Raw genomic sequence first — 23,634 nt, 5'->3', positions numbered from 1 at the left:
TCAATAGTTTAATTCATATTGTCAAAACTGGCACGGCGATTGCGAAGAGGGACGGCAACAACGGCTGAGCTGTTGGACTTGAAGCGGACGGCTCGGGAGGCCGGAGTTCGTTCCGGACGAGCCTTTAGGAGGACATCATGATCGCAGCCCCATTCGACGCAGTCGCAGACAGCAAGGGCAAGAAGCCCTTTTACACCCATCTCTACGTTCAAGTACTCGCTGCCATCGCCGCGGGTATCCTGCTCGGCCATTTCTATCCCGAGCTCGGCACGCAGCTGAAGCCGCTTGGCGATGCCTTCATCAAGCTGGTGAAGATGGTCATTGCGCCGGTCATATTCCTGACGGTGGCGACCGGCATTGCCGGCATGAGCGACCTGAAGAAGGTCGGCCGCGTTGCCGGCAAGGCAATGCTGTACTTCCTGACCTTCTCGACGCTGGCTCTCGTCATCGGCATGGTCGTCGCCAATGTCGTTCAGCCCGGTGCCGGCATGAACATTGATCCGGCTTCGCTCGACCCGAAGGCCATTGCTACCTTTGCCGAAAAGGCGCATGAGCAGAGCATTGTCGGCTTCCTCACCAACATCATCCCGTCGACGATCGTCGGCGCGTTTGCCGACGGCGACATTCTGCAGGTGCTGTTCTTCTCGGTGCTTTTCGGCATCGCGCTCGCCATGGTCGGCGAAAAGGGCGAGCAGGTCGTGACCTTCCTCAATGCGCTGACGGCTCCGATCTTCAAGCTCGTCGGCATCCTGATGAAGGCTGCCCCGATCGGCGCTTTCGGCGCCATGGCCTTCACCATCGGCAAGTACGGCATCGGGTCGATCGCCAACCTCGCCATGCTGATCGGCACCTTCTACATCACCTCGCTGCTCTTCGTGCTTGTCGTTCTCGGCGCCGTCGCCCGCTACAACGGCTTCTCGATCCTGGCGCTGCTGCGCTACATCAAGGAAGAGCTGTTGCTCGTCCTCGGCACTTCGTCTTCCGAAGCCGCCCTTCCGGGGCTGATGAACAAGATGGAAAAGGCTGGCTGCAAGCGCTCGGTCGTCGGCCTCGTCATCCCCACCGGCTATTCCTTCAATCTCGACGGCACCAACATCTACATGACGCTGGCCGCACTTTTCATCGCCCAGGCAACCGGCATCCAGCTCTCCTGGGGTGACCAGATCCTGCTGCTGCTCGTGGCGATGCTGAGCTCGAAGGGTGCCGCAGGCATCACCGGCGCCGGCTTCATCACGCTTGCCGCCACCCTTTCCGTCGTGCCCTCCGTGCCGGTTGCCGGCATGGCGCTCATCCTCGGCATCGACCGCTTCATGTCGGAATGCCGGGCACTGACGAACCTCGTCGGCAATGCTGTCGCGACGATCGTCGTGGCGCGCTGGGAAAAAGAACTGGATACGGCGCAGCTCGCGGCGGCGCTCGGCGGCCAGACGGAAGAGACGGCTCCGGCTGCGGGACTTCAGCCGGCGGAATAACAAGGTTTGATTTTTGGCAATCTTTGCAGCGGCCCGTTTTTCAGCGGGCCGTTTGCTTATGGTAATTTCGTTCTCTACCATCGTCATCCTCGGCCTTGTGCTGGTCAAGCCCGAGCATGGTGGAGGAGGGGGTGGCGGACTTCTTTAGTGGCCCTTGCGCCCCTTATCCAATCGGCCGTTTCTCTTTTCGCTCAGCCGCGGTTCTCACCGAGAAGGCGATCGTAGATAGCGCCGATCGCGCTTGCTTCCTTCTCCAGCGCAAAATTCGCCCTGACATGGCGCAGCGCATTCTCGCCATGGGCGATCGCCAGCGTGGGATTTGCGATGTAGGGCGCGATGGCCCGCGTCAGCGCCTCGCCGTCGCCGGCGGCCACCACCGTGCCGGTCTCGCCTTCGGCGATGAGTTCGGCATAGGCGCCGGCATTCGAGGCCACCACCGCAGTGCGCGAGGCCATAGCCTCGAGCGGCGTCAGGCCGAAGCCCTCGTTGCGGGACGGGGCGACGTATAGCGTCAGACGGCGATACCAGACCTTGATATCGGGCACTTCGCCGAGGAAGACGATCCGGTCGCTCAGGCCGGCGGCGGCAACATCCGCTTTGAGTTTGTCGGCGAAGCCGGTGTGCTCGACGGTCACTCGGCCGGAGACGACGGCCGTCCATTCAGGATGGTCTGGCAGCAGCTCGATCATCGCCTGGACGAAGAGATCGGTGCCCTTCTGGTGGCGGACGCGGCCGAAGCAGCCGACGAGATAGCGGCCGGGCAGGCCGGTGGCGGCAATGCCGTCGTCGGCCGTTTCCGGCGGGTGGAAGAGGGAAAGGTCGACGCCGTGCTGGATGACCGTGTGCGGCACCTCAAGGAAGGAGCCGGAACGGTCGCTGGTTGCGATGACCGCGTCCATGCGGCGGATCAGCCATTTCGTATAGGCGGTGTGGCGGCGCTGCGCGGCCGAGGTGAAGAGCAGCTTCAGCGGCATGCGAAGGACATGGCGAAGCAGGATGCCGACGGCCATCTCATTGTTGCGGCGGGCGTGCCATACGCGGCGGCGCCGACGCGCAGGCGGGCGCCACAGGCCAAGAAGCTGCGGCCATCGGAGTTTCGCCAAGCCCTCCGGCAGGCCGGGACCCAGTGTCGCGATCCTGATGCCGAGCCGGCTCTGGCAGGGAATGAGCTGGACGATGGTCGACGTGACGCCGGAGAGCCGGCGCTTGAAATTGGGCGCGATGATCTCGACGTCACGCATATCAGGCAAGGAAGGGATCTCGTGTCTGGCGGGCGATCAGCCCCAGGAAACCTGGAGAATTTCGTAGGCCTTGGAGCCGCCGGGTGCATTGACTTCGATGGAATCGCCAACTGCCTTGCCGATCAGCGCACGGGCGATCGGGGAGGAAATCGAGATGCGGCCGGCCTTGACGTCGGCCTCCTGGTCGCCAACGATCTGGTAGGTCTTTTCTTCCTCGGTGTCCTCGTCGACGAGCTTCACCTTGGCGCCGAACTTGATCTTGTCGCCCGACATCTTGGTGAGGTCGATGACTTCGGCACGTGCTGTCAGATCTTCCAGCTCAGTGATGCGGCCCTCGTTGTGGCTCTGGGCTTCTTTGGCGGCGTGGTATTCGGCATTTTCGGAAAGGTCGCCGTGGGCACGGGCTTCGGCGATCGCCTCGATGATTCGAGGACGCTCCTCCTGCTGGCGCCAGCGCAGTTCTTCCTGCAGCTTGACGAAACCACCCTGTGTCATCGGTACCTTATCAACCATTTTTCTGTCCTTCACTCCTTGTGGCCGCCCGTCTTGCTTCAGCACAGTTAGGCACACACAAAAGAAAACAGGTCCCGAAGGGAACTTCGGAACCGTGCCACAATCCTAGTCGCGTGCTTATAGCAGATCGGTAAGGCCGATTTCCAGAAAATTCGCATAAATGAAACGCTACCCACTGCGACACCGGGCGATGCGCCCCAAAAATGGACAGGGGCGGGGTCGGCCATATTGACTTTGCCGACAAGAACATATAGCGAACATAGGGATGAAGAAGTCGCTTGCCGAACGCTTGGCCATTCTTTCCGATGCCGCCAAATATGACGCCTCCTGTGCCTCCAGCGGTACGGAGAAACGCGATTCGGCCGCGAGCGGCGGGCTCGGTTCGACCGAGGGGTCGGGCATCTGTCATGCCTATGCCCCGGACGGGCGGTGCATTTCGCTTCTGAAGATATTGCTGACCAATTTCTGCATCTACGACTGCGCCTATTGCGTCAATCGCTCCTCCAGCAATGTCGAACGCGCGCGCTTCACGGCGGAGGAGGTCGTCTGGCTGACTCTGGAATTCTACCGCCGCAATTATATCGAAGGGCTCTTCCTTTCGTCCGGCATCATTCGCTCGTCCGACTACACGATGGAGGAGATGGTCCGGATCGTCCGCGAGCTGCGCCTGACGCATAATTTCCGCGGCTATATCCATCTGAAGGCGATCCCCGAAGCATCGCCGCATCTGATCGAGGAGGCGGGGCTTCATGCCGACAGGCTGTCGCTCAACATCGAATTGCCGACGGACAACGGCATCACCCGCCTGGCGCCGGAAAAGAAGCCGGCCCATATCCGGCGGTCGATGGCTGATCTGAGGCTGAAGATCGAGGCGGCCGGCGAGCCGACGCTGCAAAGCAAAAAGCGCCAGCGTTTCATTCCGGCCGGGCAGAGCACGCAGATGATCGTGGGTGCAGACGGAGCCAGCGACGCGACGATCCTTGCGAGTAGCGGCCGGCTCTACAGCAGTTATGGCCTGAAGCGGGTTTATTATTCCGCCTTCAGCCCGATCCCCGACGCCTCGAAGAACCTGCCGCTGATCAAGCCGCCGCTTGATGCGCGAACACCGGCTCTACCAGGCCGACTGGCTCTATCGGTTCTACGGTTTCGGCGTCGAGGAGATCACCGCAAACCAGGCCGGCGGCATGCTGGATCTCAACCTCGACCCGAAGCTTGCCTGGGCGCTTGCCAACCGGGGCGAATTTCCCGTCGACGTCAACAAGGCCGAGCGGGAACGATTGCTGCGCGTGCCCGGCCTCGGCACCAAGACAGTCAAGGGGATCGTTTCGGCGCGGCGCTTCCGCCGTCTGCGGCTTGACGACCTCTCCCGGCTCGGTGTTTCGATCAAGAAGGTTCAATCCTTCATTTCAGCGGAAGGCTGGTCGCCGCGTCGGTTGATCGACCGCCCGGATCTGCGCGCCATGTTCGAGCCGCAGCCCGAACAATTGTCGCTGCTGTGATGCGCCGCGTCGTGCTTGCAGGACGCGGAGACCTTGCCGAATGGCGCGATGCGGCACGCGCGCTTGCGGCTGCCGGCATTTTGCCAGAGGAAATCGACTGGCGCGAGAAGACCGCGGAGGCGGATCTTTCGTTTCAGCGCGACGCCATGCCGCCGGTGCCTGCAACATCGCGCAAGCCAATGACGGTGCCGCCTGCCTTCATCGAGCTTGCCGAAACCGTTCTCTGCCATTCCGACCCGGCGCGGTTTTCCCTGCTTTACCGCCTGCTCTGGCGGCTGCAACTGGACCGGCAGTTGCTCGAGGTGACCTCCGATGAGGATGTCGTGCGGGCCAGGCTGATGGCGAAGAACGTCCGGCGCGACGCGCACAAGATGACGGCTTTCGTCCGTTTCAAGGAAATCGATGCCGCGTCGGCAGGCCGTCGAAAATTCCTCGCCTGGTTCGAGCCGGATCATCATATCGTCAGGCGCACCGCTCCCTTTTTTCAGCGGCGCTTTAACGACATGGACTGGCTGATCGCAACCCCGAAGGGATCGGCAGCCTGGGACGGCGAGCGACTGACGATCACCGATGAGGCATGCGAAAGGCCCAACCTCAGCGATGCGACGGACGAGCTTTGGCGGACCTACTATTCCAGCATCTTCAATCCGGCGCGATTGAAGGTGAAGGCGATGCAGGCGGAGATGCCGAAGAAATACTGGAAGAACCTGCCGGAAGCCGATCTCATTCCTGGCCTGATTGCCTCGGCCGAGAGCAAAGTGCGGGAGATGGCGGCGCGGGAGGCGACGCAAGCGCTGCCCTTTCACGACCGGCTGCAGCAGGCCGCGCGCCATCTGCCCGCCGAACCGCAGGCACCGAAGGGAACGCTGGAAGCGCTGCGCGCGGAAGCCGCCGTCTGCACCCGCTGTCCGCTTCATGCCAATGCGACGCAGACGGTGTTCGGCGAGGGGCCGCGGGATGCACAGGTCATCTTCGTCGGCGAGCAGCCGGGTGACCAGGAGGATATTTCGGGGCGTCCCTTCGTCGGCCCCGCCGGCAGGCTTCTCGATCAGGTGATATCGGAAGCGGGCATCGACCGTTCGAGGCTTTATGTCACCAATGCTGTCAAACATTTCAAATACGAGCCGCGCGGCAAGCGGCGCATCCACCAGAAACCCAACATGGGCGAGGTAAGGCATTGCCGCTGGTGGCTTGATCGGGAGTTGGCGCTCCTCAAGCCGAAGCTGATCGTCGCGATGGGGGCGACCGCGCTTGCGGCGCTGACCGATGTGAAGGAGCGCCTGCAGGATGTCAGGGGCAAGGCGATGGCGATCGACGGCGAACGCACGCTTTTCGTGACCGTGCATCCGTCCTATCTCCTGCGTATTCCGGACGAACAACTGAAGGCGGAGGAGATGGCGCGGTTTCGCGAGGACATGCTGAAAATTCAGCGGCTTATGGTGTCAGGTAGATAAACTGATTCCGGCTGGGTTCGCGCCACCGCCTGTCGAGCGATGGCGCTGTCTCTTTGTTTTTACGCAATCCCGGGCGCAAAACCACGGCACAGTTTTGCTGGAATTGCTTTCATCTCAGGCGAAGTAGCTCTGCAGCGGTCGGACTTCGAGATTGCCTGCTTTCAACGCCTTGATCGCCTGGGCTGCGGCTTCGGCGCCGGCCATCGTCGTGTAGTAAGGCACTTTCTGCATCAGCGTCGCACGGCGCAGCGATTTGGAGTCCGAGATCGCCTTGTTGCCGTCGGTGGTGTTGATGACAAGCTGGACCTGGCGGTTGCGGATTGCGTCTTCGATATGCGGGCGGCCTTCAAGGACCTTGTTGATCTTGGTGGCAGTGATGCCGTTTTCGCCGAGGAAGCGGGCAGTGCCGCCGGTTGCCAGCACCTTGAAGCCTTCCTCGACGAGAATGCGGATCGCCGGCAGCACGCGCGGCTTGTCCTCGTCGCGCACGGAGACGAAGACCGTTCCGTCACGCGGCAGTTCGACACCGGCGCCGAGCTGCGACTTGGCGAAAGCCAGCGCAAAATCGGTGTCGAGACCGATGACTTCGCCGGTCGAGCGCATTTCCGGGCCGAGCAGCGTGTCGACGCCGGGGAAACGGGCGAAGGGGAAGACGGCTTCCTTGACGGCGATATGGGTGAGGTTGCGCGGATCGGGCTTTTCGCCATAGGCGGCGAAGGTCGCGTCGAGCTTCTCGCCGGCCATGACGCGGGCGGCGATCTTGGCGATCGGCGCACCGATGGTCTTGGCGACGAAGGGCACAGTGCGCGAAGCGCGCGGATTGACTTCGAGCACGTAGACGGTGCCGTCCTTGATGGCGAACTGGACGTTCATCAGGCCGCCGACGTTGAGCGCCTTGGCCATCGCCTTGGCTTGGCGCTCCAGTTCGTCGATCAGTTCGACGGGCAGCGAGCGCGGCGGCAGCGAGCAGGCGGAGTCGCCGGAGTGGATGCCGGCTTCCTCGATGTGCTCCATGATGCCGGCGACATAGACGTCGGTGCCGTCGGAGAGGCAGTCGACATCGACTTCGATGGCATGGGTGAGATAGCTGTCAAAGAGCAGCGGGTTCTTGCCGAGCAGGGTATTGATCTGGCCGGTCTTGTCGTTGGGATAGCGCTGCTTGATGTCTTCCGGTACCAGTTCGGGCACCGTATCAAGCAAGTAAGTCTGCAGCTGGCCTTCCGAATGCAGAATCTGCATGGCGCGGCCGCCGAGCACGTAGGAGGGGCGCACGACCAGCGGGAAGCCGATTTCGGCAGCGACCAGGCGGGCCTGCTCGACCGAATAGGCGATGCCGTTGTTCGGCTGGTTGAGGTCGAGCTTCATCAGCAGCTTCTGGAAGCGGTCGCGGTCTTCGGCGAGGTCGATCGCATCAGGTGCGGTGCCGAGGATTGGGATGCCGTTCTTTTCGAGCGCCTCGGCAAGCTTCAGCGGCGTCTGGCCGCCGAACTGGACGATCACGCCGACGACTTCGCCCTTTTCCTGTTCGGCGCGCAGGATCTCGATCACGTCTTCGGCGGTCAGCGGCTCGAAATAGAGGCGGTCCGACGTGTCGTAGTCGGTCGAGACAGTCTCCGGATTGCAGTTGATCATGATCGCTTCATAGCCTGCATCCTTCAACGCGAAGGCGGCATGGCAGCAGCAATAATCGAACTCGATGCCCTGGCCGATGCGGTTCGGGCCGCCGCCGAGGATGACCACCTTCTTGCGGTCGGAGACCTGGGCCTCCGAGCGCGCGGCGCCGACGAACGGCGTCTCGTAGGTCGAATACATATAGGCGGTCGGCGAAGCGAATTCGGCCGCGCAGGTATCGATGCGCTTGAAGACGGGGCGGACGTTGAGACCGTTGCGCAGTTCGGCGACTTCCTTCGGGCGCTTGCCGGTCAGCGTCGCGAGGCGCGCGTCGGAGAAGCCCATCGCCTTCAGCATACGCAGGTTGGCGGCATCGTTCGGCAGGCCGTGCTCGCGGATGCGGGCTTCCATGTCGACGATGTTCTTGAGTTCGGCGATGAACCAGGGATCGATCTTGCAGCCTTCATGCACCTCTTCGATGCTGAGGCCCTGGCGCAGTGCCTGCGCGACCATGCGCAGGCGGTCCGGCGTCGGCGTGCCGATGGCGGCGCGGATGGCGTTCTGGCTGGACTCGCCTTCCTCGAAGTCGGGAATCTCGATTTCGTCAAGGCCGGTCAGGCCGGTCTCGAGGCCGCGCAGCGCCTTCTGCAGCGATTCGGCGAAGGTGCGGCCGATCGCCATGACTTCGCCGACGGATTTCATCGCGGTCGTCAGGACCGGCGAAGCGCCGGGAAATTTCTCGAAGGCGAAACGGGGGATCTTGGTGACGACATAGTCGATCGACGGTTCGAAGGAGGCCGGCGTTGCGCCGCCGGTGATGTCGTTTTCGAGTTCCTCGAGCGTGTAGCCGATGGCGAGCTTGGCGGCGACCTTGGCGATCGGGAAGCCGGTGGCCTTGGAGGCGAGTGCCGAGGAGCGCGACACGCGCGGGTTCATTTCGATGACGACGAGGCGGCCGTCCTTCGGGTTGACGGCGAACTGCACGTTGGAGCCGCCAGTCTCCACCCCGATCTCGCGCAGCACCGCGATCGAGGCGTTGCGCATGATCTGGTATTCCTTGTCCGTCAGCGTCAGGGCCGGAGCGACGGTGATGGAGTCGCCGGTGTGGACGCCCATCGGATCGATGTTCTCGATCGAGCAGATGATGATGCAGTTGTCCGCCTTGTCGCGGACGACTTCCATCTCATACTCTTTCCAGCCGAGCACCGATTCTTCGATCAGCACTTCAGTGGTGGGGGAGGCATCGAGGCCGCCGCCGACGATCTCGAAGAATTCCGAGCGATTATAGGCGATGCCGCCGCCGGTGCCACCGAGGGTGAAGGAGGGGCGGATGATGGCGGGAAGGCCGACATGGTCGAGCGCCTGGGCGGCGATCGCCATGGCATGGTTCAGGTAGCGCTGCTTGCGGTCGCTTTCGCCGAGGTTCCACTGGTTTTCCAGCTCATCCAGCGCCTTGTCGAGATCGGATCCGGAAAGGCTTTCGCGCAGCTTGTTGCGTTCGGCCTCGTGCGTCTTGCGGTCGAGATCCTTGATGTCAGTGGCGTTCGCCAGCATCGAGCGCGGCGTTTCCAGGCCGATGCGGGCCATGGCCTCGCGGAACAGCGCGCGATCCTCGGCCATGTCGATGGCGGCGGGCTTGGCGCCGATCATCTCGACATTGTAGCGGTCGAGCACACCCATGCGCTTCAGGGAAAGCGCGGTGTTGAGCGCTGTCTGGCCGCCCATGGTCGGCAGCAGCGCATCGGGGCGCTCCTTAGCAATGATCTTGGCGACGACCTCGGGGGTGATCGGCTCGACGTAAGTTGCGTCGGCCAGGCCTGGATCGGTCATGATCGTCGCCGGGTTGGAGTTGACGAGGATGACGCGGTAGCCTTCCTCCTTGAGCGCCTTGCAGGCCTGGGTGCCGGAATAGTCGAATTCGCAAGCCTGGCCAATGACAATCGGTCCCGCGCCGATGATGAGGATCGATTTGATGTCTTGGCGCTTCGGCATGGGCGATATCCATTGTCTGGCTGCGCAAAAAGCCGGCCAGGGTGGGAGATCACCGGGTCGGGTCGCGCATTGAGGTTTTTTCAGGCTAGAAGCGGCTTATAGGCAAATGTATTTGCAAACGGAACCCCATAAATCGCGGAATCGACAGGAATCCCGACATGGCGCGAAAGCTATTTCCCGTCGGGCACGACGAGCACCCGGATTTCGCCGCTGCGCGCCGGATTGACGATCGCTTCGGGGGCCTCGGCGAGCCCGATCCGGCGGGAGATCAGTGGCTCGACCCTGATCTCGCCGGAGGCGATCAGATCGGCGGCGCGGCCATGGGTGAATGGGTTGACGAAAGAGGTTATCAGCCGGATTTCGCGAAACAGCAGGTCGAAAGGTTCGATCTCGATCTTTGCGCCCTGCGCCATGACGCCGAGAATGACGGCGGTGCCGCCGCGCCGGGCAAGCCGGGGCGCCTGCTGCATGGTCTCGGCAACACCGGCGCATTCGAAGACGACATCGGCGCCACCCGGCAGCAGTCCATCATCAGCGGTGATGCGCGCGATAATGTCGCCTCCACCGGGATCGGCCGTCGCAGTGGCGCCAAGGCTTTCGGCCAGCCGGCGTTTCTCGGAACTGCGCGTCACCAGCAAGACGCGGGTGGCGCCGGCGAACCGCGCCAGTTGAAGGGTGAGCAGTCCGATGACGCCGCCGCCGAGCACGATGACCGATGAGCCGGTTTGCAGTCCACCGAGATCGACGCCGTGGATACAACAGGCGAGCGGTTCGCAGAAGGCGCCGTGCAGCGGATCGAGATCGGACGGCAGTGCGAAGGCCTGACTTTGCGGCATGCAGACATAATCGGCGAAACCGCCATCGCGGTGAATGCCGATCGCCTGCAACTTCCGGCAGAGATTGACACGGCCGCGCCGGCATTCCTCGCAGCCGCCGCAGGAAATGTTCGGATCGCCGGTCACGCGCATGCCGGGACGGAAATCGGTCACCCCCGGTCCGACCGTCTCGACGATGCCTGCAAATTCATGGCCGAGTGTCACCGGCGGCTTCGACGGAAAATCGCCGTGGAAGATATGGCGGTCGGTGCCGCAGATGCCGCAGGCCTCGATCCGGACGAGCAATTCGCCCGGGCGTGGCGCCGGTTTTTCGACCTCGCAAAGCTGCAGCTGTCCTGTTGCCTGCAGGCGCACCGCCTTCATCGCCATCTCCTCCCGCATTCTCCTCTTTTCAGGAAGAGCGAAAGCGGGAGTCTCGTCAAGCGCTTGACGCATCTTCTTTACGCATCGGAAGACAAATGTGAGGCATGGTCGCGGCCGATCGGCGCCTCGCGGCCGTCACGATCGGAAGAGCGAGCGCTTGCTCCGTCAAGGGAACAATATCACGTCCTTCAGGTTTGCGGTCGAGAAGCTGGAGGTTGTGATGGTTGATCCGAAAGACAAGGACCCGGCGGAAGGCTCGCGGGAGACTGTGGATAAGGAGCTGGCACGTCAGGGGGAGGGCAAATCGCACGGCAGCGCCGGCAAAAGCGACGGTCAAAAGGGACCGGCGCAACCAGGCCCAAGCCCTAGGAAAAAGTGAGCCGTTCAACCGGCTGTCTCGCGGACGGATGGAGCCGCTGGAATTCCTCCGGCCAGCGGTTATATAAATCCTTTAGTGCAAGCACGAGCATTGCCGGGGAGAACGAGAATGGAATGGAGAGGCCGGCGTCAGTCCGACAATGTCGAAGATCGTCGCGGCGGTCGCACAGGGGGCGGTTTTGGCCGCGGGGGCGGTTTCAGCTTTCCCTCTGGCGGCGGCGTTCGCCGCGCCGGCGGCGGCTTGAGCATCGGAACGATCATCTTCCTTATCGTCATCTATTTCATCTTCAAGCTGATGGGTGTCGATCTGCTGCAGGTGCTCGAAACCGGCGGCATGTCGAGCGGCCCAGGCTACGAGCAGAGCCAATCGGACACCCGCACGCCGGCCAATGACGAGATGACCGCCTTCATGCGCACAGTACTTGCCGAGACCGAGGATACCTGGAACGGCATTTTCCAGGCACGGGGCCAGACCTACGAAGAGCCACGTCTCGTGTTGTTCTCCGACCAGACGCAGTCGGCCTGCGGCTTCGCCTCAGCCGCCACCGGTCCGTTCTATTGCCCGGGCGATCGTAAGGTCTATCTCGACACGACCTTCTTCCAGGAGCTTTCCGAGCGGTTCGGCGCATCCGGCGATTTCGCCGAGGCCTACGTCATCTCCCATGAAGTCGGCCACCACGTGCAGAACCTGCTCGGCATCCTGCCGAAGTTCAACCAGGCCCGTCAGCGCATGAGCGAAGAAGAAGCCAACAAGATGTCAGTCCGCGTCGAGCTGCAGGCCGATTGCTTCGCCGGCATCTGGGGCAAATATACCCAGCAGAAGGGCATACTGGAGGCTGGCGACCTTGAAGAGGCGTTGAATGCCGCCCAGCAGATCGGCGACGATACGCTGCAGAAGCGCTCGCAGGGTTATGTGGTCCCTGAGAGTTTCAACCACGGCACCTCGGCGCAGCGCGTCAGGTGGTTCAAGCGCGGCTTCGACAGCGGACAGCTAACGGCCTGCGATACGTTTTCGGGGCCGGTTTGAGGACTGCACGGCAGAACGCGCCGCTTACTTCTCACTGTCCATATGCTGCAGCATATGTTCGGGATAGCGCCCACCGGCCGCCGCATCCTTCGGCACGGCGCGTTCGATAGCCGCGAAATCTTCAGGTGACAGCTCGACTGCGCGTGAGCCGAGTGCCTCGGTCAGCCGGTCGCGGCGGCGGGCGCCGATGAGCGGAACGATGTCCTTGCCCTTGGCGGCGACCCAGGCGATGGCGATCTGGGCGACGGAGACGTCTTTTGCTTCGGCGATCTCGCGCAGCTTTTCCACCAAAGCGAGGTTCCGCTCGACATTTCCTTCCTGGAAGCGCGGGCTATGGGTGCGGAAGTCACCTGCCGACGTGCCCTGGTCTTTCTGCCAGTGACCGCTGATCAGACCGCGCGAGAGCACGCCGTAGGCGGTGATCGAAATACCGAGTTCACGGGTGGTTGGCAGGATGCGATCCTCGACCCCGCGCGAGATCAGCGAATATTCGATCTGCAGGTCGACAATCGGGGCGATGGCGGCGGCCCGGCGGATTGTGTTTGCGCCGACTTCCGACAGGCCGATATGTCTGACATAGCCAGCCTTGACCAGATCGGCTATGGCGCCGACGGTGTCCTCGATCGGCACGTTGGGATCCAGGCGGGCCGGGCGATAGATGTCGATGTAATCGACGCCGAGCCGCTGCAGCGTGTAGGCGAGGAAATTCTTCAAGGCGACGGGGCGGGCATCGATACCGCTCCAGCCACTTGCTGGATCACGGAGCGCGCCGAACTTGACGCTGATGACTGCGTCTTCGCGCCTGCGGCCTTTCAAAGCTTCACCGATCAGCATCTCGTTATGGCCCATGCCGTAAAAGTCGCCGGTGTCGAGCAGGTTGATGCCGGCATCGAGCGCTGCATGGATCGTTGCGATACTCTCTGCACGGTCGGCGGGACCGTACATGCCTGACATGCCCATACAGCCGAGGCCGATGGCCGAGACTTCGGGTCCGGTCTTTCCCAAACGATAGGTCTGCATTCTCTTTCTCCTTCATTGCGCCGCCGAGCGCGACCGGCATCCGCGCCCGAGCGGCGCGATCGATGCCGTTTTACCGCGTTCGCATCCGGGCGATAATCGGACGACATCGAACAGCCTGTGCGTAAGAATGCACAATGAGCGATGTTTCCTTGGCTTTGATCTGAATGCCTCCCGGCGATTGCAAGGGAACCGCGTCGCCTGTCGATACGCTGGAACGGCAGCGCGCCCGTCGGTTGAAGCTCTTTTGAATTTCTCGTACAACTCATCAGAAGCTAGTGAAATGTTCACGGATTGTTTCGGTCCCTTTTCTAGGCTATGTCACATGGCTGGCGACGAGATCGTCTTTTCAGAAACAACCGCTGTAGAGATGCGTCATGCTTGATCCGAAATTCGTGCGCCGCGGCTTGTTCCTGGTCTTCGTCATCCTCTTCCTCGACATTATCGGCATCGCCATCATCATGCCGGTGCTGCCGGCCTATCTGGAGCAGTTGACAGGCGGCAGCATCAGCGATGCGGCGATCGACGGCGGCTGGCTGATGCTTGTCTATGCCGGCATGCAGTTCCTGTTCGCGCCGTTCCTCGGAAACCTGTCCGACCGTTTCGGCCGCCGGCCGATCCTTCTGTTGTCGGTGCTGACCTTCGCAATCGACAATTTCATCTGCGGAGTGGCCACCAGCTTCTGGATGCTGTTCGTCGGCCGGGTTCTTGCCGGCATCAGCGGCGGCAGCTTCGCCACCTGCTCGGCCTATATCGCCGACATCAGCACTGAGGAGAACCGGGCAAAGAACTTCGGGCTGATCGGCATCGCCTTCGGGGTCGGTTTCACTATCGGCCCGGTCATCGGCGGGTTCCTCGGGGAATTCGGCCCGCGTGTGCCGTTCCTCGGCGCAGCCGCTTTGTCGCTTCTCAATTTCATTGCCGCCTGCTTCCTGCTGCCGGAAACGCTGGAAGCCAAGAACCGACGCCGCTTCGAGTGGAAACGTGCCAATCCGCTCGGCGCGCTGCGCCAGATGCGCCATTACCCCGGCATCGGCTGGGTCAGCCTCGTCATGTTCCTGTTCTTCCTGGCGCATGCCGTCTATCCGTCGGTCTGGTCCTTTGTCTCGACCTACCGCTATGGCTGGAGCGAGGGCCAGATCGGCCTGTCGCTCGGCATTTACGGCATCGGTGCGGCGCTCGTCATGGGCTTGGTCCTGCCGCGTGTCGTGCCTCTGCTCGGCGAATGGAAGACGGCGCTTCTCGGCCTCTGCTTCTCCGCCGCAGGACTGACCGGCTATGCCTTCGCCTGGGAGGGCTGGGTGGTGTACGTCGTTATCGTCGCGACCGTCATAGAAAATGTCGCCGATCCGCCGCTGCGCAGCATTGCCGCCGGCATGGTGCCGCCGTCGGCGCAGGGCGAGTTACAGGGTGCGCTGACCAGCCTCAGCAGCATCACCACCATAGTCGGCCCGCTGATCTTCACGCAGATGTTCGGCTATTTCACAAGGCCTGAGGCGCCGGTCACTTTTGCCGGCGCGCCGTATCTCACGGCCGCCGTGCTCATCCTTCTAGCCGCCGGGGTATTCCTCACACGGGTTCGGGCGAGGGAGCCGGCCGAGGCGCTGGAAGTCGCTGGCTGATCGATTAGAAATGGTGATGCGATGATGAATTTTTCATCATCTGCCTGTTTTGGGGTAGTTCTTGTCCGGACTTTGATCTAAGTCCGAATGATATTTCGCCGCAAGTTGCGACGACCACATATTTCAATCACAGGACTGGTGTCATGGACACGTCGATCGACGCGCACAGCCTTGCGCCGACAAACGATAATCGGTGGGGCGCACATTTCCGTGCGACGCTGGCGCTCGGCATTCCGCTGATCGGCGCCCAGCTCGCTCAGCTCGGTATCCATACGACCGATGTAATGATCATCGGCCGCCTTGGCGCCGAGCAACTGGCGGCCATGGTGCTGTCGGCCCAGTTCCTGTTCACGATCCTGATCTTCGGCTCGGGCTTTTCCATTGCCGTCATTCCGATGGTGGCGCAGGCCTATGGCCGCGGCGACGTCGTCTCGGTGCGCCGATCGCTGCGCATGGGGCTCTGGGTGGTGATCGGATTCTGGATCATCGCGCAACCGGCCTTTTTCAATGCGGAACAGATCCTGCTTTTTGCGCAGCAGAAGCCGGAGGTAGCCAGGCTCGCCCATAGCTATATTCTGATCGGCCAGCTCGGCGTGCTGCCGGCTCTTCTTTTCAACGTGATGCGGGCCCTCGTCAGCGCCATCGGCAAGGCGGGCATCATCCTCAACGTCACGATCGTCACGTTGGTGATGAATGCGATCTTCGCCTACGCCCTCGTGCTCGGCCATTTCGGCTTTCCGGCAATGGGGCTCGAGGGGGCGGCGATCGTCTCGGTGGTCGTACAGACGGCGGGTTTCCTCTTCATCCTCGTCTTCGTCCAGCGGCGGGAAGAGACGCGGCGCTACGAGATCTTCGTGCGGTTCTGGAAGCCGGACTGGCACGCTCTGCTGGAGGTCATCCGGCTCGGTTTTCCGATCAGCGTCACCGTGCTTGCCGAGGTCAGTCTGTTTACGGTCGCGTCGCTCTTGATGGGTTATATCGGCACCATCGAACTCGCCGCCCACGGCATCGCGCTGCAATGGGCCTCGATCGCCTTCATGATTCCGCTCGGTCTGAGCCAGGCGGCGACGGTGCGCATCGGCGTCGCGCACGGGCAGGGCGATTATGACGGACTGGTGCGTGCTTCGATCATGGTTGTTGTCATCGCCTGCGCCATCTCGGCGGTCGGATCGGTTATCTTCGCCACTATGCCGCAATTCCTCGGCAGTTGGTTCCTCGACGTCAGCTCGCCGGAGGCGCCCGAGGTGCTTGCCTATGCCGGGCCGCTGATCGTCGTTGCCGGGCTTTTCCAGCTCGTCGACGGCCTGCAGGTTATCGCCAACGGATTGTTGCGCGGCCTGAAGGACGCGCGCGTGCCGATGATCATGGCGCTGATTGCTTACTGGCCGATCGGCTTCTTCCTTGCCTGGGCCTTTGCCTTCCCGCTGGGTTTCGGCGGCATCGGCATCTGGTTCGGCTTCCTCGTCGGGCTGGCGGCTGCCGCGACAATGCTCTGCGGAAGGTTCTACCTTCTGCTTCGCCGCGAGGGGACAGCGGCCGGCGCCTGAGCCGGCCGTCTTATCCTCAGGCAGCGACCGGCTTGTAGCTGGCAATATCGGCTCGAATGCCGAGACGTGCGAACATTTCCTGCGGATCGAAATTTGCTGCCTTATGCGCGGCCGCCACGGCTGCCCGCGCACGCTCGACCACCTCGGTATTTTCCCATTCGGCGATGGTGACGAAATTGAATTCGCCGGGACCTGCGACCTGCTCCAGCACCTTGTGATCGATAAAGCCCTCCTGTGCCTCCAGCACCTTGTGGGTCATCATCACTTTGACGAGAAATTCCTCCCGTGCTGCAGCCGGCACCACGAATTTGTCGACACGATAGAAAGCTACATTCATCTATTTCTCCTGCATCGGATCTGCAGGCACTTGTGTAATTCCTCAAGCTTGGTTGAGGTCAATATGAAAATCAAAGAAATGGGGCCGGTTGAACGCCCAGTCGTTCTTCAGGCACCCTTCCGCGCATCCTGAAAATAAAGCCGTTGCTCTCGTTGGGGTCCGGGGCGCCGCTCTTCGAAAAAGCGGCAACGGGGCAGCGCCGCACCGGCAGCCGGAATAGAACTCAGCCGTCACGCCCTTTCACCGCCCATGAGGTGGTATCGTGATCGGGGTGCTGGTTGTTGCTCGCCTTGATCGCCGCCGCCCAATCAGCGCCGTTGGTTTCGGTCGCCCCGGTATTTTCCAGGCCCGTGATCGTTTCGAACCAGCCCACCATGTTCTCGGTGCAGGTATTGGCAAGCGGCGGGAAGGCGTGCGGATTGTCGAGCGAACCAATCATCAGGTTGGTGCGGCCGTTTTCGAGGTGGTGAAAAAACAATGGCGTGCCGCAATTGGCGCAGAAGCCGCGCTCGACGAGTTCCGAACTCTTCCAGACGCTTGGCTTGGCGCGTGTCCAGGTGAGCGCATCATCGGGCGCGGCGACGAGCGCCGCAAAGATGTTGCCCGAGGCCTTCTGGCACATGCGGCAGTGGCAGAGATGCGAATTGTCGAGCATAGCGGTTGCGCGGTAGCGCACGGAACCGCACTGGCAGCCGCCGCTCACCTCCATCTCGATGCGTTTCATCTTTTCTCCTCCTTCAAGAGGCGGGATGGGCCTAATCTCTTTTAGGTTTTCGTTTTCTGATCGTCCAGCCTGGAGCGGGTCCAATTCTGATGTTCGTGGCCGTGGCCGTTGCCATTGCCCGGTTCATTTCGGCATTGGGCTCCGTCATCTTTGCCAGCATACCGAAATTCCTCAGCAGCTGGTTCCTTGACGTAGGTGAGAGTGTCTTCTCACCAGATCGAAGGCCATGATAGGTGGTGCCTATGGGAATCAAGAACTATCTCATCGAAGGCGGTTCCGGCACTGGGAAAACGTCTGTCGCGACCGAATTGGAGCGGCGGGGCTACCATGTCGTCCATGGTGATCGGGTCTTGGCCTATGTCGGCGACCCCGAGACGGGCCAGGCACTCGCAGGACCACCCAAAGGCGCGGACCGCATCGTTTGGGGATACGCCCACTGGATCTGGCGTGTCGACAAGGTCCGCGCTATTGCTGCCGACACCAGCCATCCTGCCACCTTTTTCTGTGGCGGCTCGCGCAATTTCCACAAATTCCTGGAGCTTTTCGACAAGGTTTTCGTGCTCGATATCGACGTTGAGACCTTGAACCGGCGGTTGGATGGGCGGCCAAATGAGCCGGGCTTCGAGCCGGCCGAGCGAGCGCTGGTGCTCCGTTACCATCATACCCGGGAATATCTTCCCATCGGCATCGATATCGACACCACGGGTACCGTCCAAAGTGTTGTCGACGACATCCTCGCTCAACTCACCTGACGCCTGAAACTATTGAGGACCTTCTTCGGAGCAATCCCAAACGCAGGAACCTCGAAGTCGCGATAGACTTTTGAAATAGTCGTCTTACAATCCGATCTCTGCGTTCTAGGAAGGCAATGTGAAATGTCCGAAGAACGGGCCCAGCGCCGTCTTGCCGCCATATTGGCGGCCGACGTGGTGGGTTACAGTCGACTTCTGGACCAGGACGAGCAGGGAACACTGGCCGCGTTAAGGGGGCGGCGAAAGGAGATCCTTGAACCGCTGGTCCGCGACCGCCAAGGCCGTGTCGTAAAGGTGATGGGTGATGGCGTTCTCGTGGAGTTCGGAAGTTCTGTGAACGCTGTGTTATGCGCCGTCGAACTCCAGAAGCGGATGGCGGCCGCCAACGAGGGTATGCCTGCCGACCGGCAAATCAACCTTCATATCGGCATTAATCTGGGTGACGTCGTTGTCGAGGCCGGCGATCTGTTCGGCGATGGCGTCGTTGTCGCCGTGCGACTTCAGGCGATGGCCGGGGCAGGAGATATCTGTGTCTCCGGCGGCATCTACGACCAGGTCAAGCGGAAGCTTGATTGCGGCTTCGACGAACTTGGTCCGCAATCGATCAAAAACGTCGCCGAACCGGTGTCCGTCTACCGGATTCGGTTGTCGGCCGCATCGGAAGGTGGCGTGCCGGCGGACAAAGCGCCGCTGCCCCTCCCCACCAAGCCCTCCATCGCCGTCCTCCCATTTACGAACATGAGCAACGATCCGGAGCAGGAGGCATTTGTCGATGGCCTCACCGAAGACCTGATCACGGATCTGTCGAGAACCAGTGAGTTGTTTGTCATCGCCAGCAACTCGGTGTTTGCCTACAAGGGCAGGCATATGGATGTGCGTCGCGTCGCGCGCGAGTTGGGAGTGCGCCATCTTCTTGAAGGGAGTGCACGGCGGGCAGCGGGACGGGTGCGTATAAATGCCCAACTGATCGACGCGATCGCGGGTGACCATCTTTGGGCCGAACGATTCGACCGGAGCCTTGAAGATATCTTCGCTGTTCAGGACGAGGTGACCGGCAAAATTGTCGAAGCTTTGGTGGGCCGCCTGATCGCCGCGCCGGCGCGCAACAGACCAAGCAACCTGGAAGCCTACGACCTCTGTGTACGCGCGCGGGCCCTTGGCCTGCAAACGGCGCTCACCGCGAAGGAAGCTATTTTCCTGCTGAACCGGGCAATCGAACTCGATCCGGATTACGCGGAGGCGCACCGTTGGCTGGCACTGAACCTCTGGCTGGGCTGGGAGTTCTGGGACGAACCGATGGATCCCAACCGCGCAAAAGCCCTTGCCGAAGCACAGCGCGCGGTAGAACTCGATCCGAACGATGCAGGGAATCGCTGGGTATTGGGCGTAATATTGGGCCACGAGAGCCGCTGGGCGGATTCGGATGCCGAATTTAACGCCGCCCACAGGCTGGACCCCAACCACGCCGACGCATGGGCGATGCAGGCTGAACTGACGACCGAAAACGGGCGGCCTGCGGAAGCCATTGAGCAGGTGCGGAAGGCGCTCCGGCTCAATCCTCACCCGCCCGGTTGGTATTACTGGATGTTGGGCCAGGCTCAATATTCCATCGGCGACTACAAATCAGCGGTCCAAACGCTGCGCAGGCCCGAAACTTATCGCACGACTTCACGACGCCTGCTGGCAGCGAGCCTGGCGCAGCTTGGCCGCTTGGAGGAGGCGCGCTGGGAGGCGAAAATGTTCATGATAAGCAACCCGCACTTCACCACCCGGCACTGGTCGGCATCGCAGCCTTTCCCGGCGGAAGACGTGCGCCAGCATATCGTGGCTGGCTATCGCCTAGCGGGGCTTCCGGAATGAACCGCGTTTGGCAAGTCTCCCGAAGCCCGAAGTCCGAAGCCGTTCGCCAGCACTTCCGCTCCATGCTCGAGTCGTCCCCATCCACCTTGGCGAGTGGCCGCTCTCCACCCCAGATCGGATGTCGAGAAGGCCCGAGCCCAACGTTTGCCTTCGGGGATTAGGCATAGCCGCCGGAACGGCTGGCTGGAGGTCGCAAAGCAGCGTTATCCTTCTACAACGAAAAAAGACCGCTTACGCAAATAGCGGTCCTTCCCCTCCTTGCTGCCTCCCAAAATTCAAGAGAGACCAGATCAAGTTGGTGGGCGCCGGCTTAAGGAGCCTTGCGAAACCACACGTCTTGAAATCAGCGTTCGGCGAGCGCCGGTTCGCCTTTCTTCTCGCGCACCATGTTGATGAAGCGGCGGAAGAGGTAGTGGCTGTCCTGCGGGCCGGGGGAGGCTTCCGGATGGTGCTGGACCGAGAAGACCTGCTTGCCAAGGACTCGCAGGCCGCAATTGGTGCCGTCGAAAAGCGAAATGTGAGTCTCTTCAACGCCATCCGGCAGCGATTTCGAGTCGATCGCGAAGCCGTGGTTCATCGAGACGATCTCGACCTTACCGGTCGTGTGATCCTTGACCGGATGGTTGGCGCCGTGATGGCCCTGATGCATCTTCTCGGTCTTGGCGCCGAGCGCCAGCCCCAGCATCTGATGGCCGAGGCAGATGCCGAAGACCGGGATATCCGTCTTCACAAGCGTCTTGATGACAGGCACGGCATATTCGCCGGTTGCCGCCGGATCGCCCGGGCCATTCGACAGGAAGATGCCGTCCGGCTGCATGGCGAGAACGTCTTCGGCGCTCGTTGTCGCCGGCACGACGGTCACCTTGCAGTCGAGGCCGGCAAACAGGCGCAGGATGTTGCGCTTGACGCCGTAATCGAGGCAGACGACGTGGTATTTCGCATCCGCCGCGCCGAGTTCGCCATAGCCCTGGTTCCAGACCCACGGCGTTTCGGTCCATTGCGAGGACTGGCCCGATGAGGCGATCTTGGCGAGGTCGAGACCTTCGAGGCCGCTCCAGGCCTTGGCTTCGGCCTTCAGCGCCTCGATGTCGAAGACGCCGTTCGGATCGTGGGCGATCACCGCGTTGGGAGCGCCGTTCTCGCGGATCCAGGCGGTCAGCGCACGGGTATCGATGCCGCAGAGGCCGATGACGCCACGCGCCTTCAGCCACTGGTCGAGGTGCTTGGCGGCGCGGTAGTTCGAGGGTTCGGTGATGTCAGCCTTGAAGATGACGCCGACGGCGCCGTGGCGGGCGGCAGGCGTCAGATCCTCGATGTCTTCATCATTGGTGCCGATATTGCCGATATGGGGAAAGGTGAAGGTGACGATCTGCCCGAGGTAGGAAGGGTCCGTCAGGATCTCCTCGTAACCGGTCAGCGCCGTGTTGAAGACTACCTCGGCCTGCACCTTGCCGGTGGCGCCTATGCCCTTGCCTTCGATCACCGTGCCGTCGGCAAGGACGAGCAGGGCGGTCGGCTTTTCAATTGTCCAGGGTGCTGTCGCGGTCATCTTTATCCCGTTTCCGGCAGCCGGCGCGTTGCCGCGCGCGTCGCCATTTGATCTCCCAGGCGTCTAGGCACTGCAATGGCGCGCGCTTCTGGCCTGATCACGAATTTTGGTGCAGGTGGCGGTAAATAGCCACGCAATTGCCTAGCGTCAATCTTTGTAGCCTGGATTGCCGCCGTTTTCCTGCGCTTTATCGCGCCGATCGCGCAATTTATTTGATCCCCCGCATCGGCGTGGTTTATGAAGCGGCATCAAAAAAGGAGTGAAGACATGCTGCGCGATCAACTCGCCACCCAGCTGAAAGAGGCGATGAAGGCCAAGGATGCGGAGCGGCTGTCGACCGTTCGGCTGATTCAGGCCGCGATCAAGGACCGCGACATTGCCAATCGCGGCACCGGCAAGGAGCAGGCGAGCGACGACGAGATCCTGCAGATCCTCGCCAAGATGGTGAAGCAGCGCGACGAATCGGCAAAGATCTACGAGGAGAATTCCCGGCCGGAGCTTGCCGCCAAGGAGCGTGCGGAAATCACCGTCATCCAGGATTTCATGCCAAAGCAGCTTTCCGACGGCGAAGTGCGCGCCAACATCTCGGCAATCATCGCGGAGACTGGTGCGGCCGGCGTCAAGGACATGGGCAAGGTGATGGCGGCGCTCAAGGAGCGTTATGCCGGCCAGATGGATTTCGCCAAGGCATCGGCGACCGTCAAGGAACTCTTGAACTGATCGCTCAAATGACCCGTCTTGCCTGCGGTTCGTCCTGGACCGCAGGCCCGAGCACCGCCTCGGCGGCGGCGTCGACAATGGCGAATTTCGCCGCCTGATAATTCCGGTATTCGCAGATGAAGCGGCCCGACAGCCAGAAGTCGCCCCTACGGGCAGGCTCGGTCCAGCCGACGCTTTCCATGATTGTTGCCTGCGTCAGAAGCCGCTTCAGGTGCGTATTGGATATCATGAATTGTTCGCGGAGCTCCCTGAGCGACAGGGGACCGAGAACGACGCGTTCGGCCGTTCGGGAAAAATCCGGAAGGCGCGAGATTAGATAATCCATCACCAGCCCGCCGGAATTCGCCCAGTTGAAGAGGTTGAAAGTAGGCCCGGGACTGCGAACGGCTTCGCTGCCAATGATCGCCCTTGCGATCCGCGGCTGAATGGCTGCCATCATCGTGGAGGGATCGGCGGTGATCCGGTTGGCGCGTTCACCCCCGTCGAGGCTGTCGAGGATCATCATATGGGTGACGAGCCATCGGGTGAAATGCTGCTCGGCGCTTTCGGTTGGCTCCAGATAGCGTGTGCGCTTGTCGGGACCGGGGACCGGCCGCAGGAAGCGATAGGCCAGCATTTCCTGCATGAAGGCCGCAGCCGTGTTGCGGCTGGCGATGTCATTCTTGACCGCGAAATCGATGAAGCGTCCGGAGTAGAGGCCGACGTTCTGGCCGTCGTCGGGATGGCCGTAATGAAGCGCGAAGCCCGCATGGGCCATCAGCCAGCGCTGCTGCGCGGCGAAGATCGAGGCGATGCGCGGGCTCTCGCGATAGATCGCAAGCAGCTGATTGGCGCAATGCAGGATAGCGGCCAGAAAGCGATCGTCTGCTGCAAGATTGTCGGCGGTGAAGGCCATTGGAAGGGTCCAGGATGTCGGCGCATACATCTTTCATGCCGACGCGGCCTGTCAACGCCTTTGTTAACAAACTGTTAATTTCAAAGGGGAAACTCTCTCGGGGCGTGCCAAAAATTAAGAAGGCAGGAGCTGGGGGCGCTCCTGCCTTCTTGCTCTTTGCTTCCGCCGGCACGCAGGGCCGAAGCCCAAACCGGAGGGTCTTTGCAAAGGCACCCTTGCGAAGCG

The 23,634-nt window shown here is 61.7% G+C and carries 17 protein-coding genes and 1 pseudogene; 9 read left to right on the top strand and 9 right to left on the bottom strand.

Translation table 11 applies throughout. From position 1 onward, the window contains the following. The first annotated feature begins 137 nt into the window (after positions 1-137). Positions 138-1,472, top strand: coding sequence for a dicarboxylate/amino acid:cation symporter (locus J0663_RS02395; protein ID WP_207242884.1), 1,335 nt, complete (start codon positions 138-140; stop codon positions 1,470-1,472). Positions 1,473-1,663: 191 nt separating this feature from the next. Here the strand turns inward: J0663_RS02395 and J0663_RS02390 are convergent, their stop codons facing one another. Continuing rightward, the gene (locus J0663_RS02390; protein ID WP_207242883.1) at positions 1,664-2,722 is read right to left on the bottom strand and encodes a glycosyltransferase family 4 protein; all 1,059 of its coding nucleotides are present in this window, start codon (positions 2,720-2,722) and stop codon (positions 1,664-1,666) included. Positions 2,723-2,749: 27 nt separating this feature from the next. Continuing rightward, positions 2,750-3,226 carry a transcription elongation factor GreA gene (gene greA / locus J0663_RS02385; RefSeq protein WP_207242882.1) on the bottom strand — a complete coding sequence of 159 codons (477 nt, stop codon included), beginning with the start codon at positions 3,224-3,226 and terminating at the stop codon, positions 2,750-2,752. A 265-nt stretch (positions 3,227-3,491) separates the two neighbouring features. Between greA and J0663_RS02380 the strand changes: the two are divergent. Further along, positions 3,492-4,725, top strand: a pseudogene (locus tag J0663_RS02380) (putative DNA modification/repair radical SAM protein). Next, complete coding sequence (locus tag J0663_RS02375) at positions 4,725-6,179, top strand: UdgX family uracil-DNA binding protein (RefSeq protein WP_207242881.1); 1,455 nt, start codon at positions 4,725-4,727, stop codon at positions 6,177-6,179. Before J0663_RS02380 ends, J0663_RS02375 begins: the two are co-directional and overlap by 1 nt. Before the next feature lie 114 nt (positions 6,180-6,293). On the opposite strand, the gene carB is transcribed toward J0663_RS02375, so the two are convergent. After that, on the bottom strand, positions 6,294-9,782 hold the full coding sequence (gene carB, locus J0663_RS02370; RefSeq protein ID WP_207242880.1) for a carbamoyl-phosphate synthase large subunit: 3,489 nt from the start codon (positions 9,780-9,782) through the stop codon (positions 6,294-6,296). A gap of 170 nt (positions 9,783-9,952) precedes the next feature. After that, positions 9,953-10,981: a zinc-dependent alcohol dehydrogenase family protein gene (locus J0663_RS02365; RefSeq protein WP_207244404.1), complete on the bottom strand. Its 1,029-nt coding sequence runs from the start codon at positions 10,979-10,981 to the stop codon at positions 9,953-9,955. Between the two features lie 487 nt (positions 10,982-11,468). Here J0663_RS02365 and ypfJ point away from each other — a divergent pair, with 487 nt between their 5' ends. Continuing rightward, positions 11,469-12,386 carry a KPN_02809 family neutral zinc metallopeptidase gene (gene ypfJ, locus J0663_RS02360; RefSeq protein ID WP_207242879.1) on the top strand — a complete coding sequence of 306 codons (918 nt, stop codon included), beginning with the start codon at positions 11,469-11,471 and terminating at the stop codon, positions 12,384-12,386. A gap of 24 nt (positions 12,387-12,410) precedes the next feature. On the opposite strand, the gene J0663_RS02355 is transcribed toward ypfJ, so the two are convergent. Beyond that, on the bottom strand, positions 12,411-13,406 hold the full coding sequence (locus J0663_RS02355; RefSeq protein ID WP_207242878.1) for an aldo/keto reductase: 996 nt from the start codon (positions 13,404-13,406) through the stop codon (positions 12,411-12,413). 374 nt (positions 13,407-13,780) lie between these two features. On the opposite strand from J0663_RS02355, the gene J0663_RS02350 reads away from it, so the two are divergent. Both J0663_RS02350 and J0663_RS02345 read left to right on the top strand, forming a co-directional pair. Then, entirely contained in the window at positions 13,781-15,025 is a 1,245-nt protein-coding gene (locus J0663_RS02350) for a TCR/Tet family MFS transporter (protein WP_207242877.1), read from the top strand. 143 nt (positions 15,026-15,168) lie between these two features. Next, positions 15,169-16,572 carry an MATE family efflux transporter gene (locus J0663_RS02345; protein ID WP_207242876.1) on the top strand — a complete coding sequence of 468 codons (1,404 nt, stop codon included), beginning with the start codon at positions 15,169-15,171 and terminating at the stop codon, positions 16,570-16,572. A gap of 16 nt (positions 16,573-16,588) precedes the next feature. Here the strand turns inward: J0663_RS02345 and J0663_RS02340 are convergent, their stop codons facing one another. Together J0663_RS02340 and J0663_RS02335 are read right to left on the bottom strand one after the other, a co-directional pair. Continuing rightward, positions 16,589-16,909 carry an antibiotic biosynthesis monooxygenase family protein gene (locus tag J0663_RS02340; protein ID WP_207242875.1) on the bottom strand — a complete coding sequence of 107 codons (321 nt, stop codon included), beginning with the start codon at positions 16,907-16,909 and terminating at the stop codon, positions 16,589-16,591. A 223-nt stretch (positions 16,910-17,132) separates the two neighbouring features. Continuing rightward, positions 17,133-17,633, bottom strand: coding sequence for a GFA family protein (locus J0663_RS02335; protein WP_207242874.1), 501 nt, complete (start codon positions 17,631-17,633; stop codon positions 17,133-17,135). A gap of 242 nt (positions 17,634-17,875) precedes the next feature. Here J0663_RS02335 and J0663_RS02330 point away from each other — a divergent pair, with 242 nt between their 5' ends. Further along, a complete protein-coding gene (locus J0663_RS02330; RefSeq protein WP_207242873.1) occupies positions 17,876-18,385 on the top strand; it encodes a DEAD/DEAH box helicase family protein in 510 nt (169 codons plus the stop codon). A gap of 123 nt (positions 18,386-18,508) precedes the next feature. Further along, a complete protein-coding gene (locus tag J0663_RS02325) occupies positions 18,509-20,245 on the top strand; it encodes an adenylate/guanylate cyclase domain-containing protein (RefSeq protein ID WP_207242872.1) in 1,737 nt (578 codons plus the stop codon). A 343-nt stretch (positions 20,246-20,588) separates the two neighbouring features. Here J0663_RS02325 and carA read toward each other — a convergent pair whose 3' ends face one another. After that, on the bottom strand, positions 20,589-21,794 hold the full coding sequence (gene carA / locus J0663_RS02320) for a glutamine-hydrolyzing carbamoyl-phosphate synthase small subunit (RefSeq protein ID WP_207242871.1): 1,206 nt from the start codon (positions 21,792-21,794) through the stop codon (positions 20,589-20,591). A 267-nt stretch (positions 21,795-22,061) separates the two neighbouring features. Here carA and J0663_RS02315 point away from each other — a divergent pair, with 267 nt between their 5' ends. Beyond that, complete coding sequence (locus J0663_RS02315) at positions 22,062-22,514, top strand: GatB/YqeY domain-containing protein (protein ID WP_207242870.1); 453 nt, start codon at positions 22,062-22,064, stop codon at positions 22,512-22,514. Between the two features lie 4 nt (positions 22,515-22,518). On the opposite strand, the gene J0663_RS02310 is transcribed toward J0663_RS02315, so the two are convergent. Further along, the gene (locus J0663_RS02310; protein ID WP_207242869.1) at positions 22,519-23,409 is read right to left on the bottom strand and encodes a hypothetical protein; all 891 of its coding nucleotides are present in this window, start codon (positions 23,407-23,409) and stop codon (positions 22,519-22,521) included. Positions 23,410-23,634: the final 225 nt, after the last annotated feature.

Source organism: Rhizobium lentis, from assembly GCF_017352135.1.
GTDB lineage: Bacteria > Pseudomonadota > Alphaproteobacteria > Rhizobiales > Rhizobiaceae > Rhizobium > Rhizobium lentis.
This window is presented reverse-complemented; position numbering and strand designations above follow the sequence as displayed.